Annotated in this window: 11 protein-coding genes; 8 read left to right on the top strand and 3 right to left on the bottom strand. The window is 45.3% G+C overall.

The genetic code is table 11. The annotated features are described in order from the left end of the window. Positions 1-9: 9 nt before the first annotated feature. Positions 10-1,017 (bottom strand): nucleotidyl transferase AbiEii/AbiGii toxin family protein, encoded by a 1,008-nt coding sequence (locus BHV73_RS10665; RefSeq protein ID WP_087412148.1) that lies wholly within the window; start codon positions 1,015-1,017, stop codon positions 10-12. Then, positions 1,010-1,615 carry a DUF6088 family protein gene (locus BHV73_RS10660; protein WP_087412149.1) on the bottom strand — a complete coding sequence of 202 codons (606 nt, stop codon included), beginning with the start codon at positions 1,613-1,615 and terminating at the stop codon, positions 1,010-1,012. The genes BHV73_RS10665 and BHV73_RS10660 overlap by 8 nt, the downstream gene beginning before the upstream one ends. 523 nt (positions 1,616-2,138) lie before the next feature. On the opposite strand from BHV73_RS10660, the gene BHV73_RS10655 reads away from it, so the two are divergent. From BHV73_RS10655 to BHV73_RS10630, 6 genes are all read left to right on the top strand, one after another. Continuing rightward, complete coding sequence (locus BHV73_RS10655) at positions 2,139-2,912, top strand: LiaF transmembrane domain-containing protein (RefSeq protein WP_009122116.1); 774 nt, start codon at positions 2,139-2,141, stop codon at positions 2,910-2,912. Positions 2,913-2,915: 3 nt separating this feature from the next. Continuing rightward, on the top strand, positions 2,916-3,725 hold the full coding sequence (locus tag BHV73_RS10650) for a LytTR family DNA-binding domain-containing protein (protein WP_009122115.1): 810 nt from the start codon (positions 2,916-2,918) through the stop codon (positions 3,723-3,725). A 140-nt stretch (positions 3,726-3,865) separates the two neighbouring features. Further along, the gene (locus BHV73_RS10645; RefSeq protein ID WP_009122114.1) at positions 3,866-4,612 is read left to right on the top strand and encodes a M15 family metallopeptidase; all 747 of its coding nucleotides are present in this window, start codon (positions 3,866-3,868) and stop codon (positions 4,610-4,612) included. A gap of 258 nt (positions 4,613-4,870) precedes the next feature. Further along, positions 4,871-6,136: a class I SAM-dependent methyltransferase gene (locus BHV73_RS10640; protein ID WP_009122113.1), complete on the top strand. Its 1,266-nt coding sequence runs from the start codon at positions 4,871-4,873 to the stop codon at positions 6,134-6,136. A gap of 161 nt (positions 6,137-6,297) precedes the next feature. Beyond that, the gene (locus tag BHV73_RS10635) at positions 6,298-9,066 is read left to right on the top strand and encodes a TonB-dependent receptor (protein ID WP_009122111.1); all 2,769 of its coding nucleotides are present in this window, start codon (positions 6,298-6,300) and stop codon (positions 9,064-9,066) included. A 42-nt stretch (positions 9,067-9,108) separates the two neighbouring features. After that, a complete protein-coding gene (locus BHV73_RS10630) occupies positions 9,109-10,041 on the top strand; it encodes a metallophosphoesterase (RefSeq protein WP_009122110.1) in 933 nt (310 codons plus the stop codon). A 173-nt stretch (positions 10,042-10,214) separates the two neighbouring features. Here the strand turns inward: BHV73_RS10630 and BHV73_RS10625 are convergent, their stop codons facing one another. After that, positions 10,215-12,020 carry a mechanosensitive ion channel family protein gene (locus BHV73_RS10625; protein WP_009122109.1) on the bottom strand — a complete coding sequence of 602 codons (1,806 nt, stop codon included), beginning with the start codon at positions 12,018-12,020 and terminating at the stop codon, positions 10,215-10,217. Positions 12,021-12,234: 214 nt separating this feature from the next. Between BHV73_RS10625 and BHV73_RS10620 the strand changes: the two genes are divergently transcribed. Then, a complete protein-coding gene (locus BHV73_RS10620) occupies positions 12,235-13,197 on the top strand; it encodes a calcium/sodium antiporter (protein WP_009122108.1) in 963 nt (320 codons plus the stop codon). A 57-nt stretch (positions 13,198-13,254) separates the two neighbouring features. After that, on the top strand, positions 13,255-14,391 hold the full coding sequence (locus BHV73_RS10615) for a hypothetical protein (protein WP_009122107.1): 1,137 nt from the start codon (positions 13,255-13,257) through the stop codon (positions 14,389-14,391). The last annotated feature ends 76 nt before the right edge of the window (positions 14,392-14,467 follow it).

Genomic DNA, 14,467 nt, shown 5'->3' with positions numbered 1-14,467 from the left:
TCAATATTTTTAATGGTTAGTATTATGAAATAGATTTTCTAATTCTCTCATTTTTTCTATCAATTTTTCAAATGTAGGTTTTTCTCCATATATCATAGATGACTGCATATCCTTGTAATCATTATACCAATCGTCAATGACATCATCGGGAGGCAATAGCCTTATGCGTTTGCGAATGTCAGGAGTATAATCTACCCCACTCATGCTTGTGAATAATTCACGATGATGGTGTATTGTATTCCAAAGTTCATCGTTGGCGACAGCCTGTGTTGCAATGTCAGTGCACATCATCTGCACTAAATCATATAGATGACGGGATTTGCGATCAGCCTCCCTTGGAGATTGAGACGAAAACAACTCATGTAACAAGAATGCCTTTTCAAGAAATGTCTTCTCTGCTAAAGCTGTAGGTATCATAACTTGCTTAACTGTTGTGCTAATAGGTAACGTATCTTCTAGAACGCTTGTTACCGCAGCTTCTGCTGTGGGTTCGAGTAATGAACGAGCACCAACCTCCAGTTTTACCTCTGAATGCAAATAAGGTAAGTCTTCATCGAAAAGAGATTTGTAACGAATGTGTATCACTCTTGGCTCTGGATATGTTCCATCACCCTCACCGTCAGGGCCGGCTTCCACTTGAAGCCATTTCTCCATGCCTATTTCGGTAACAGCCTCCTTTAAGGACAGACAAAGTTCGTCACGCACAAAGAGGGACGAAGCCTTACGTAGCCGTTTGATTTGCTTTTTCGTCAAATCTCCCTCAAATCCCCAAATGGAAGGGTCTATAGCCAAATCTATGTCTTCGGAAAAGCGATGTATCACTTTCCATACCTTACTAAGGGATGTGCCACCCTTGAATACAAGATGGTTAGCTACAGGTAATGTGAACACTATTTGTAGAACCACAGTTACCCATAAGTCTTTCTCAACAGCTTGCACTGGTAAACCTGTCTTATTGGCTGCTTGGGTAAGCACCATTTGCTGTTGTTCCTTGGATAGTTGAAAGTAATTATTCATACGCTTGTCTCGTGAAGGTTCTTATCCATGCTGGCATAAGTGCTTCATCCGCCAGTACATTTTCCTTTTGTTCTTTTTGAAGCACGTTCTTGATTTGCTTGGCAATATCGTCCGTTACATTATCTTTCCCTACTTCTTTTAAGGCAAATGTAACAAGCATTGCGAGTGGATTTGTAAATGAGAGATTTTTGGGGGTTGTATATTTAAACTGTATTGAGCGACCATTCCCCAAACTTACTTTACGAGGCGCGCCATCAGTCAAATAAACTACGTTCATCGGAACTTGGGTAGATATTCCCAATTTATTCATGGCATAAATACCGGTTGGAACGATACGAGCCTTATCCCTACGGGCTATGGTTTCAGCAATCTGTTCTATGGATGGCATCAATATGCCTAGTCCTAAGACTGTATCAATCTCAGGATATGAATATATGCCTCTTGCCAAACGGATAATATCACCTTTTGCAGTCAGTCGTTCAAGACTTTTTCCAACCGCCTTGCCTTCTCCGTATGACGTAAAATCGGAAGGAAAGAAGATGCTTCCTCTTCCTTTGGCTTTAATAGCTGTCAAAATACTGTCTTCTATACTTGCCATTACATTACGTTTGTCGCAAAAATATAAATTATTTGCGACTATTCCAAGACTTGTGTAAAATATGAGGCATTAATTAACACTACTTGCTGAGATGCTATATGCCAAATGGACTTGATGGCAATATTAATCCCCTTAATTCTGCGTAAACAATGCGTAAACAAACGGTTTCAGTTAGGGGTATTTAATGAGTTTTATAGGGGATAGTAAAATCATAACTATCTGATATTCAATAAATATTAAAATCGTTAACTATCGCAGAATATCATCTTATCGTTCTCATAATCTGGAGGTCCCTGGTTCAAGCCCAGGCTGGTCCACAAGAAAGAGGCTCATTCCGAAAGGAATAGAGCCTTTTTTAGTTATAAACTATTCAAGTTACCGGAAAACACGCTCATTCAGTACTCCCAATTCATCGGTTTCTATCCGGTTTTCATCGGTTTTCCAACCGTAACTACCCGAAAAGTATTCAGCAACATAAAGAATTAATCTACTTTTGAGCCGACAATCATAAAAACCAAAAACAATGGAAGACAAACAGAAATTCCCGTTTCACAAAGGTTATGGCAAAATGCTGACAGCCTCACTCCTTATCCTTACCGGATTATTACTCTTTGCCCGCAATTCGGGAATGATAACCGAAGAATATTTCAACCTTCTGGTAGCGTGGCACTCCCTTTTTATTATAGTAGGTACATACACCATCATACGCCAACGCTATCTTTTGGGCGGTACTTTACTATTGGCAGGCATCTATCTTTTAGGCAACAAACTCATGTTATTCCCCGATAACTCCCAAGCAATGTTTTGGCCTTTAATTCTTATCCTTACCGGAATCTTTGTCATCAGCCCCCATCGAAGTAAACATTGGAAAAACCGTAGAATGCAACATGCCAGAATGATGCAACAAATGGCAAATGCAAGAATGGGAACACAAGGAGAACAAAAATACCAATCGGAAGACGGTTTTCTATACTCAAACAACTCGCTCAGCGCCGTACGTCATGTAGTATTGGATGAGCTGTTTAGAGGAGCCAATATACGCACCTACTTCGGCGGTACAACAATCGACTTACGCCATACACACATAGCCTCCGGCGAAACCTACATAGACCTGAACTGCAACTGGGGCGGAGTCGAGTTATTCATCCCTTCAGACTGGAAAGTACAAATAGAGTGTAACTGCTTCTGCGGCGGTTGCGAGGACAAACGTTGGAAAGGAGCGGAAACCAAACAAGAATGGTCTGTACTCGTCATCCGGGGCAATATATCATTCGGCGGCATAGAAATAAAAGATTGACGTATGGAAGCACATCCGATAACAGATTACCCTTATCGCTGGACTCCGGCACTGGGACTTTCACTCTTTCTGGTGATTGCTCAAACCGCATTGCTCCGGTGTTATACCGACACAGACTGGATACCCGCCCTAATAGACGGAATTACCACAATTGGATGGTTCATAATACTATCCTATCTGTCATGGTTTATAGTAGGCACCGTTTCCATGTGCAGAACGAACATCATAACCGGTGTAACAGTCATTTTATTATGGCTGGCAGGAAGTTTCATGATTTGCGACATCATGGTAAGAATTGCAGGTATGCCATACATACCATTTGCCTATACCATACCTTTTCGCCTTTTGTTCGGTATCCCCGCCTGGATAGCCATACTTTTATGGTATCATCTCCAACAGGCAGGAAACGTACCTTCGGAAGAGGCAAACTTTCCCATCCCCGAACACGAGGAGATATCCACAGAAGAACAAGTACGAGATGAGCCCATCGACCGCATTACTGTAAAAGACGGTTCCCGGATACATATCATCAAAGTAGAAGAACTGCTATATATACAGGCCTGCGGAGATTATACCACATTGGTAACCTCCACGGGAGAATATATTAAGGAGCAAACCATGAAATATCTTGAAACACATTTACCCGCAGACAACTTTGTTCGTATTCATCGTTCAAGTATTGTGAATATAACGCAAATATCCCGTCTTGAACTTTTTGGCAAAGAAACATATCAGCTGATACTAAAGAACGGAGTAAAGCTACGGGTAAGCCTTGCCGGTTACCGATTACTGAAAGATCGTCTGGGTATATAAATCAAATACGAACCGGAGTTTCGGTAACCATCCCCTCTGCTACCGCCACAGCTATTTACATCACCATAAATCCTTAGCTGTAATAAGACCTGCTTTATCATATTTCGATTATCTTTGTCCATCACAAGGAGAATTGAAATATGATAAAATCTGCAAGATACCTGTTCTTCATCTGCATATCGGCTATTATTGGGAGCGGATGTCGGCAACATCCTTCCATACAAACCGCTGCGACTGAAGATATTTATACAGACACCATATGCTCCGTACTCCCTGCCAAGAGCAAAATGGCGACTTATCTGGATTCACTCGGCTTCATCAATATTGCCGAGGCGGATAACAGTATTGCCATAGACCTAATGTACACCCGTGCAGACAATTTCACAGGGCAGGTATTATACGAAGACTTGCATGAAGCCTATCTTCACCCGGAAGCAATGGAAAGCCTGCTGCAAGCCCAAAAGTTCTTGAAAGAGATACGTCCTGATTACAGCCTCATCGTCTACGACGCAGCACGTCCTATGTCTGTCCAGCAGAAGATGTGGAACGTGGTAAAGGGAACGCCCAAATATATATACGTATCCAACCCCGCACGGGGCGGTGGCCTACACAACTATGGCCTGGCAGTCGACATCAGCATCATCGATGCCCAAGGACAGCCGTTACCAATGGGTACCCCCGTAGATTATCTCGGTAAAGAAGCCCATATTACCGGAGAAGAGCAATTAGTACAAGCAAACAAGATTACCAAACAAGAAATGAAGAACCGCCGTCTCTTGCGTAAAGTAATGAGAGAGGCCGGTTTCCGCCCGTTACCCAGCGAATGGTGGCACTTTAACCGTGTCAACCGGCAGACAGCCAAAGAAAAGTACCCAATAATCCCTTAACCCAAGCAACCTCTATCTGCAAAAAACGGACAGTCTGCGTCTTACTTTGTTTCCTTACTATAATTTTACAAATGATACAAACCAAGAATTGAAATCTCCTCATATAGTGCAGAACTGTTTGTTTTGGTTATCTTTGTAATAAAATACCAAATTATCCCCCAATGATAACAAGAACAATGGACATTTTCACGTTTAGAAAGGAGATATAAAAAGATATATTTGACAATACAGTTCCTTATCTTAAAAAATTTACCGAGAATGGAAAAGACACGAATGACCGAAATACACAGCCAAGACACTCTCCACTTCATCCGTACACACCGCCGGGAAGACGTAAGACTCCTTGCTTTGCAGGCACACCGTTACCCCTCGGTAGATATACCTGCCGCCATCACACAAATTTCCGGCTGGCAGATTGCCAGAGAGAAGATACCTGCATGGGCCGAAAACGAGAAGATACTCTATCCGGCTCACCTTTCTCTGGAGCAATGCTCCTCCGAGGTGACGGCACGATATAAAGCGGAGATTATAAACCGTCTGCTGAAACCTGAGCAACAGAGCTCCGAAGAAAATGCCACTCCCATATCGGGAAATTCCTTCACCGACCTCACAGGCGGATTCGGCATTGACTGCGCCTTTTTATCTTCCTGCTTCCGGAAAGCTACTTACGTGGAACGCCAGCAAACACTTTGCGAGATTGCCCGGCACAATTTTCCCGCCTTAGGGTTGAACCACATTTCCGTCTGCCATGAAGACAGCATTCACCATCTGCAAGAGATGAAACCCGTAGATTGGATATTCATAGACCCCGCCCGACGTGACGGGCATGGAGGTAAAACGATAGCTATCAGCGAGTGCGAACCTGATGTGTCCGCTTTGGAAGACTTACTGCTTGAGAAAGCGTCACACGTTTTGGTTAAGTTGTCTCCTATGTTGGATCTGACTCTCGCATTGCACGATTTGAAACATGTACAGGCAGCCCATGTCGTTTCCGTCAACAACGAATGCAAAGAGCTTCTCCTCGTATTAGGGCACGAAACAAATTTATCCTCCGAGGAAATTCCTATTCACTGCGCCAATCTCACAGCATCGCAAAAGGCTCAAAACCTTCTGTTCACCCGCCAACAGGAGAAAGAGCATCCATGCCCGTATACCTCCACATTGAAAGCATACTTGTACGAGCCCAATGCATCCATCCTAAAAGCCGGAGCGTTCCGCAGCGTTTCATCCATATATAATGTAGAGAAACTGCATCCCAACAGCCACCTTTACACTTCCGACGCATATATACCGGACTTTCCCGGACGCAAGTTCCGCATTACCGGCAGTAGCAGCCTCAACAAGAAAGGGCTTAAAGAACTGATAGGTACGGAAAAAAAAGCCAACCTCACAGTACGTAACTTCCCCACCAGCGTGGCCGAACTGCGAAAGCGCCTGAAACTGGCGGACGGTGGAGATATCTATCTGTTTGCAACTACCCTTGCCGATGAAAAAAAACTATTGATTGCCTGTAAACAACCCTGATATATAGTCAAAAAGCAGTAAAACATAAAGACGTGGAACCGGCATATCCGATTTGCAACTTAATTGTAATATTATTGTTACCGGTTCTTCAAAATCCCGTAAAACAGACGTAACTCCATACCTGTACTTTTGCCGCAAATTATTAACAGATAATAACAGGTATGAAACAAATTGTAAGAGCATTCTTATTCCTGCTCCTATTCGCAACGGCCAGTAACACGACAATGGCCGATGAAAAAGCAAATATCGTTAAACAAGGTACGATACGCGGCCGTATCATCGATGTAACAAAGCAAACTCTCCCGGGCGCTTCAATCTATATCGAGAAACTACACACCGGCGTGACGAGCGACGTCAACGGTTTCTACACATTCCCCAACCTCGACCCGGGAACTTATACGGTGAAAGTAAGCTACGTAGGTTACTCGCCCGTAGAGCTGAAAATCACGATTCCCGCCGGACGTACTTTAGAGAAAGACGTGGTACTGAACGAAGGGGTCGAACTTCAGGAAGTGGTTGTGGGCGGCGCATTTCAGGGACAGCGCCGTGCCATCAACGCCCAAAAGAGCAATCTGGGAATTACCAATGTAGTATCCGCCGACCAGGTAGGTAAATTCCCCGACTCCAACATCGGCGATGCCTTGAAACGTATCTCCGGTATCAACGTACAGTACGACCAGGGGGAAGCCCGTTTCGGGCAAGTTCGCGGAACAAGCGCCGACTTAAGTTCCGTAACTATCAACGGCAACCGCGTACCCTCTGCCGAAGGTGAAACCCGCAACGTACAGCTCGACCTGATTCCGGCAGACATGATTCAGACTATCGAGGTAAACAAGGTAGTCACCCCGGATATGGATGCCGACGCCATTGGCGGCTCTATCAATCTGGTTACCAAGAACTCGCCTTACAAGCGCACCATTGCAGCCACCGCAGGAACAGGCTACAACTGGATTAGCGAAAAGGCGCAACTGAATCTGGGATTTACCTACGGCGACCGTTTCTTCAACGACAAATTAGGATTGATGGTATCAGCCTCTTATCAGAATTCCCCTTCCGGTTCCTACGACACCGAATTTACATGGGAGCAGGATGAAGACGGAAAGCTGTATGTCAACGACTATCAGATACGCCAGTATTATGTAACCCGCGAACGCCAAAGCTACTCCGCTGCTTTGGACTGGGACATCGACACTAACCACAAACTTACTTTCAAGGGTATCTTCAACAACCGCAACGACTGGGAAAACCGTTACCGCACCAACCTGAAAGACCTTGAGCCGGATGGCAGTGCCACCGTACGCATACAAACCAAAGCCGGAACACCCGATAACCGCAATGCCCGTCTGGAACGCCAGCGCACGATGGACTTCGCCCTCGGCGGCGAACATCTCTTCGGACCTCTCGCCATGGACTGGCACGCAAGTTACGCCAAAGCCAGCGAAGAACGCCCCAACGAACGCTACATCGACTTCCAGCTCAAGAAACAGAAATTTAATATGGACTTGAGCAACGAACGTCAACCTTTTGCTTCTCCCAAAGACGGTTCTACAATGACCTTGAATGACGAATTCAGTCTGAAAGAACTGACCGAACAACAAGAAGACATCAAAGAACAAGACCTGAAATTCTCCGCCAACTTCAAACTTCCGTTCAAAAACGGCAATAAACTGAAATTCGGCGCAAAGGTGGTTCGTAAAACCAAAGACAAGGAGGTGGATTTCTATGAATACTCTCCGCTGGACGAAGACGCCTTTATGGAAAACAGCCTTAAAAATACTGTTGACCAATCCAACAAGCACTTCATGCCCAATAGCAAATACCAGACAGGAATCTATGCCGGCAAGGAATACACCGGGTCATTAGACCTGAACAACGCCTCATTGTTTGAAAAGGAACAAGTACAGGAAGAGCTGGCAGGTAACTTCGAAGCCCGCGAAACCGTCAGTTCCGGTTATATCCGCTTCGACCAGAAAATAACAGACCGCGTAGAGTTGATGTCCGGTCTGCGCATCGAAAACACCGACTTAGCCTATACCGGACGTACATACGACGCGGACGAGGATATCACCGGCAAAACCGAACGCCAACACAACAGTTACATCAACTTCTTACCCTCACTGCTCGTAAAATGGAACGTAAACGAAGACTTCAAAGTACGCGGTTCATTCACCCAGACATTGTCACGTCCCAAATATTCGGCTCTTGTACCGAGCGTAAACATCAAGCGCTCCGACAATGAAATCACTATCGGAAATCCCGAACTGAAACCGACCATGTCTTACAACTTCGACCTGAGCGCCGACTATTATTTCCGTAGCATCGGTCTGGTCAGTGCCGGTATTTTCTACAAGAAAATCGATGACTTCATCGTAGACCAAATCAGTACCAACTACGAATACCAAGGTAATGTATATACTCGCTTCACGCAACCCAAGAATGCGGGTAACGCCAACCTGCTCGGTGTAGAGCTCTCTTACCAACGCGATTTCGGCTTTATCACCCCTGCCTTGAAGTGTATCGGTTTCTACGGAACCTATACTTATACACACTCCCGTGTAGAGGATTTCAACTTCGAAGGCCGCGAGAATGAAGAAGGCCTCAGCATGCCGGGGTCACCGACACATACCGCCAATGCCTCGCTCTATTTCGAGAAAGCCGGACTAAATATCCGTTTAAGCTATAATTTCGCTTCCGACTTTATTGATGAAATGGGTGAAAGCGCCTTCTACGACCGTTACTACGACAAAGTGAATTATATGGATGCCAACGCGAGCTATACCTTCGGAAAGAAAATCAAGACAACATTCTACGCCGAAGCCAATAACCTGCTGAACCAGCCCCTCCGCTACTACCAAGGTACGAAAGACCGCACCATGCAAGCCGAATACTACGGTGTAAAGGTGAATGCCGGAGTAAAGATTAACTTCTGACCTTATACTATCATTCAATAATATCTAACACAAGAAACAACAATGAAGAAAATATTCCTTTTATTATTCGTTACCTTGCTGGGCAACCCGGCAATCGCTCAAATCACCGATTATTCCATATTCGACAAGAAGTTCAACTTCTACGTAGCCAACGACTTGGGACGTAACGGCTACTATGACCAAAAAACCATTGCCGAACTCATGGGAGTAATGGCGGAAAACGGTACAGACCCGGAATTTGTACTCGCTACGGGCGATGTACACCACTTTGAAGGCGTACGGTCCGTCAGCGACCCGTTATGGATGACTAATTACGAATTGATTTACAGCCATCCCGAACTGATGATAGACTGGTTCCCCCTGCTGGGCAACCATGAATATCGCGGCAATACACAGGCTGTACTGGATTATTCGAATATCAGCCGCCGCTGGACGATGCCCGCACGTTACTATACCAAAGTCTTTGAAGATAAAGGCATGACTATCCGGGTGGTATGGGTAGATACCGCTCCGATGATAGACAAATACCGCAATGAAAAAGAAACCTATCCCGACGCCTGCAAACAGGATTACAAACAACAGCTCGCATGGATCGATTCTGTTCTGACCACCGCTAAAGAAGACTGGGTAATCGTTGCCGGACATCACCCCATTTATGCCGAAACGCCGAAAGACGGAAGCGAACGCCGGGATATGCAATCACGGCTCGACCCGATACTCCGCAAACACAAAGTAGATATGTATATCTGCGGACACATCCATAACTTCCAGCACGTCCGCGTACCGGGCAGCGATATAGATTACATCACCAACTCCGCCGGTTCGCTCAGTCGTAAAGTCAGTCCCATTGAAGGTACTGTGTTTTGTAGTCCCGAACCCGGTTTTTCCATTGTGTCCGCCAATAAAAAGACATTGGAGTTGCGCATGATTGACAAGAAAGGCAATGTGCTGCACACCGTGACACGCAGCAAATAATTCTTTTTAAAAATAAGTTCCATTTATAAGAGGCAAAACATTTAATGCTTTCTTTTCAGGTACGGATTACACAGATTTTCACGGTTCCCTTTAATTTTATCCATGTTTTTCCGTGTAATCCCGTGCCTGAAAGAAATAAATAGTAAACGAGCCTTTGTTTTATAGCATATTAATTATTTCTTCTCCCGCAAGTCGTCCTTCGGAATCGTACTCTGGCTTCCATCACGTGTAGCCACATAATGCGGAGACATAATCTCGATACCCGCTTCATTAAATTTGTCCTGGATATTCTGATGCAAATCAGAATAAATATCCGCCAAACGGTCGGCCTCTTTGATATATGCATTCACCTGATACACCGGATACCAATCGCTAAGCGAGGTTTCCAGCACAAAAGGACGCGGATCGTCTATCACACCGGGCGTATTCAGTGCGGCCTCTATCAACAGTTGATGCGTCTGCCGCCAAGGGATATCATAACCGATACTTACCTCTGAATGAATAATTAAACCGTATTCACGGGCAGAAGCGCTGTAATTGACGGTATGCGAGGACATGATGAAAGAATTCGGAATAGTTACCACCTCGTTCTTCGGCGTTCGGATACGAGTGACAAGCGGAGTCTTTTCGATAACGTTACCCGTCGTTTCATTCAGCTGAATACGGTCGCCCAACTTGAAAGGACGCATATAAGTAATCACCAAACCGGCAATAATATTCCCGATAACAGTACTTGACCCAAGCGAAACTATCAATCCTACAAAAACCGAAATGCCCTGAAATACTCCGGACTTGGAACCGGGCAGGTAGGGATAAATCATCGCAATCATAAAAGCATAGAGCAGAAAACGGATGATGTGGAAAGTAGGTTCAGCCCAATCGGAATAAAAGCCGCGTATCTTCAACCGCTCGGATTTCACCTCATTGGCAAGGTAATGGACAAAACGCACCAAATACTTCACCGCATACCATATCACAAAGATAGTGAACAGATTGGGTATGTACTCCACAACCGAAGTAAAGATACTCTTTACCGGAATCCAAATATAAGAAAACAGCTGGTATGCCAGGCTCTTGGTCTGCGGAAAGATGGAAAACAACAACGGAACCGTCAATAGTAATTGAAGGAACATGATGATATAACGCAGCAGATTCGAGAGGAAAATAAGCAGGTTAACCTGTTTCTGCGTGTCCAGTAATTCGTAATCCTGAATGGAGAAAGGTTTTAATTTAGTATCTTTCAACCTCTGTATCCGCACTTTCAGTTTCTTAAACAGCCAGATGGTAAGTCTGAAAAGGAAATATTGCCCTACAAGCACCAAGACAAAATACAGGATACGCTTGCCCAACTGCCACAGACCGTGCTCATCTTTCATTTCTTTCAACTTATCGACAATAACTTTACGGTTGTGGGCAGCCAACCGGTCACGGGTACAGTTCTCCCACAATCCGTCCTGGTCGATAAAGGAAGCGATGACTTTATTGTCATACATAAGGTCGGTAACGATATCGCTGCTTTCCATATACAGTGAATCGGGACGCAGATTAAAGCGTTTGCTCAATTCTAATATGGCAGCGGCATCCATCTCGGCACGTTGCTGGGGAGTATGGCCGCCACGCTTGGCATAGAGATAGAACAGCGTATCTCCCTCTACCACCACCGGAACGCCGGGAGTCACCTTACGCAGGGAGTCGATGCGTTGTTTCTGCTGCAAGTGTTTTACGGAGTCGGCCGCATAGCTGGCAAGCCTCAGTTGCTCCATTTCCATACGCAGGTTGGCTTCATTCAGCCGGGCTGCTTCCAACTCCTGCTTGATTGCCGACAGTGATACCGCAGAATCCGAGTCTGCCTTTATCGTTGTAACCGGAGCCAAGCTGTCTCCTTCTATGGCGCGAAGCACTTTCTCTACCAATTGGGCAGAAACTCCGTCGGCTGTCAGTAACATCAGCATCAGCCACAAGGCGCGAATCCCTCTCATCTCAAAATATTTTATTGGTTGTTATAATATGGTTACTTTAAATAAAACGTCAAACATACAGAATGTTTTTCATATTTCATAAAAAATGAACCTGTTCATTCCATTCCGCTATCGGTTTAAACAAATTCTTCATTCCCGCAGAAGTAAAACGGATTCCCTCTTAAACTCTCTTAATCGGAATTTTACATTATCTTTGCCCGCAAAAATAGATTCCATGAACATTCTGTTACTCGTAGGAGGACTTCTCCTCATTCTATTAGGTGCCAACGGACTGACGGACGGAGCTGCGTCCGTAGCCCAACGTTTCCGTATACCCAACATCGTTATCGGACTGACAATCGTCGCTTTCGGAACGTCTGCCCCGGAACTGACGGTCAGCGTATCTTCCGCCTTGAAAGGAAGCGCGGATATAGCTATCGGCAATGTCGTAGGAAGCAACATTTTCAATACACTGATGATTGTAGGCTGTACCGCACTGTTCGCCCCGATTGCCGTGACCCGGAATACGCTGCAAAAAGAAATTCCTTTGTGCATCCTCTCTTCCATAGCTTTGCTGGTTTGTGCCAACGACGTATTTCTGAATGGAGACGAAGCCAACATCCTCAGCATTACCGACGGACTGCTGTTACTCTGTTTCTTCGCCATCTTTCTGAGTTACACTTTTGCCATTGCCTCGCGTACCCCCGAAGAAACGGCAGGTAATGACGGGAATATCAAGCAATTGCCGCTCTGGAAATCCACTCTCTACATTTTGGGTGGCCTCGGTGCGCTTATTGCCGGCGGCAGCTTCTTCGTAGACGGCGCAAGCGGCATTGCACGCAGTCTGGGAGTAAGCGAGTCCGTTATCGGACTGACGCTTGTGGCCGGCGGAACGTCACTGCCCGAGCTTGCCACATCCATTGTAGCAGCCTTGAAGAAGAACCCGGAAATAGCCATTGGCAACGTAGTGGGCAGCAACCTGTTCAACGTATTCTTCGTATTAGGTTGCAGCGCATCCATCACACCTTTACACCTGACGGGCATTACCAACTCGGACTTATGGGTACTGGTAGGGTCGGGCATTCTGCTTTGGCTCTTCGGACTGTTCTTTGCCAAACGCACCATTACCCGTATCGAGGGAAGCATTATGGTACTTTGCTACATTGCATATACAGCATTCCTCATTTATAGCCTGTAAGGCAGCGTAGTTTAAAGATTTTCATGTATCTTTGCCCACTCATAACAACATACAACTATGGCAATTACAATTAAAAAGGTCTCTACGAAAAAGGAGCTGAAACAGTTTATCCGCTTCAATTACAAACTATACAAAAACAATCCGTATTCAGTACCCGACCTCTACGATGATATGCTCAACACCTTCAACAAGAAGAAAAACGCCGCTTTCGAGTTTTGCGAAGCCGACTATTTTCTTGCTTATAAGGATGATAGAATCGTAGGACGCGTAGCAGCCATTGTCAACAATAAAGCCAATCAGACCTGGAATAAGAAAGAAGTACGTTTCGGCTGGATTGACTTTATCGACGACCCCGAAGTATCAGAAGCCCTTATACGTACCGTCGAGGAGTGGGGTAAAGAGCGGGGTATGACCCACATACAGGGTCCGTTAGGCTTTACCGATTTTGATGCGGAAGGTATGCTTATCGAAGGTTACGACCAGCTCAGCACAATGGCAACCACTTATAACTACCCCTACTACCCGCAACACATGGAACGCATGGGCTTCGAGAAAGACGCCGACTGGGTAGAATACAAGATTTATATTCCGGATGCCATACCCGACAAGCATAAACGCATTTCAGAACTCATCCAGCGCAAATATAACCTCAAAATCAAAAAGTATTCTTCCGCCAAGAAGATTGCCCGCGACTACGGACAGGCTATTTTTGAACTGATGAATGAAGCATACAGTCCGCTGTATGGCTATTCCGCCTTGTCACAACGCCAGATTGATCAATACGTAAAAATGTATCTGCCTATTCTGGACCTTCGCATGGTGACGCTGGTTACAGATGCCGAAGACAAACTGGTGGCGGTAGGCATCTCCATGCCTTCCCTGTCAGAAGCTTTGCAGAAGTCTCATGGACGTCTGCTGCCCTTCGGTTGGTATCACCTGCTGAAAGCCCTGTTTATGAAACGTCGCGCCAAAATGCTGGATTTGCTGCTGGTAGCCGTGAAGCCCGAGTATCAGAACAAGGGCGTAAACGCATTGCTATTCTCCGATTTAATCCCTGTCTATCAGAAATTGGGCTTCGTGTTTGCGGAAAGCAATCCGGAACTAGAACTGAACGGCAAGGTACAGGCACAATGGGAATACTTCAAGACCGAACAGCATAAGCGTAGAAGAGCGTTTGTCAAAGCTATAAAGTAAGGCGCAACATAGTAAGATAGAGGACAAAATAAGGGAAAGGGTGGATTTTTTATGTAAAATCCACCCTTCTGTTTTT

The organism is Bacteroides sp. 44_46, assembly GCF_001915465.1.
GTDB classification, from domain to species: Bacteria; Bacteroidota; Bacteroidia; order Bacteroidales; family Bacteroidaceae; genus Bacteroides; species Bacteroides clarus.
This window is presented reverse-complemented; position numbering and strand designations above follow the sequence as displayed.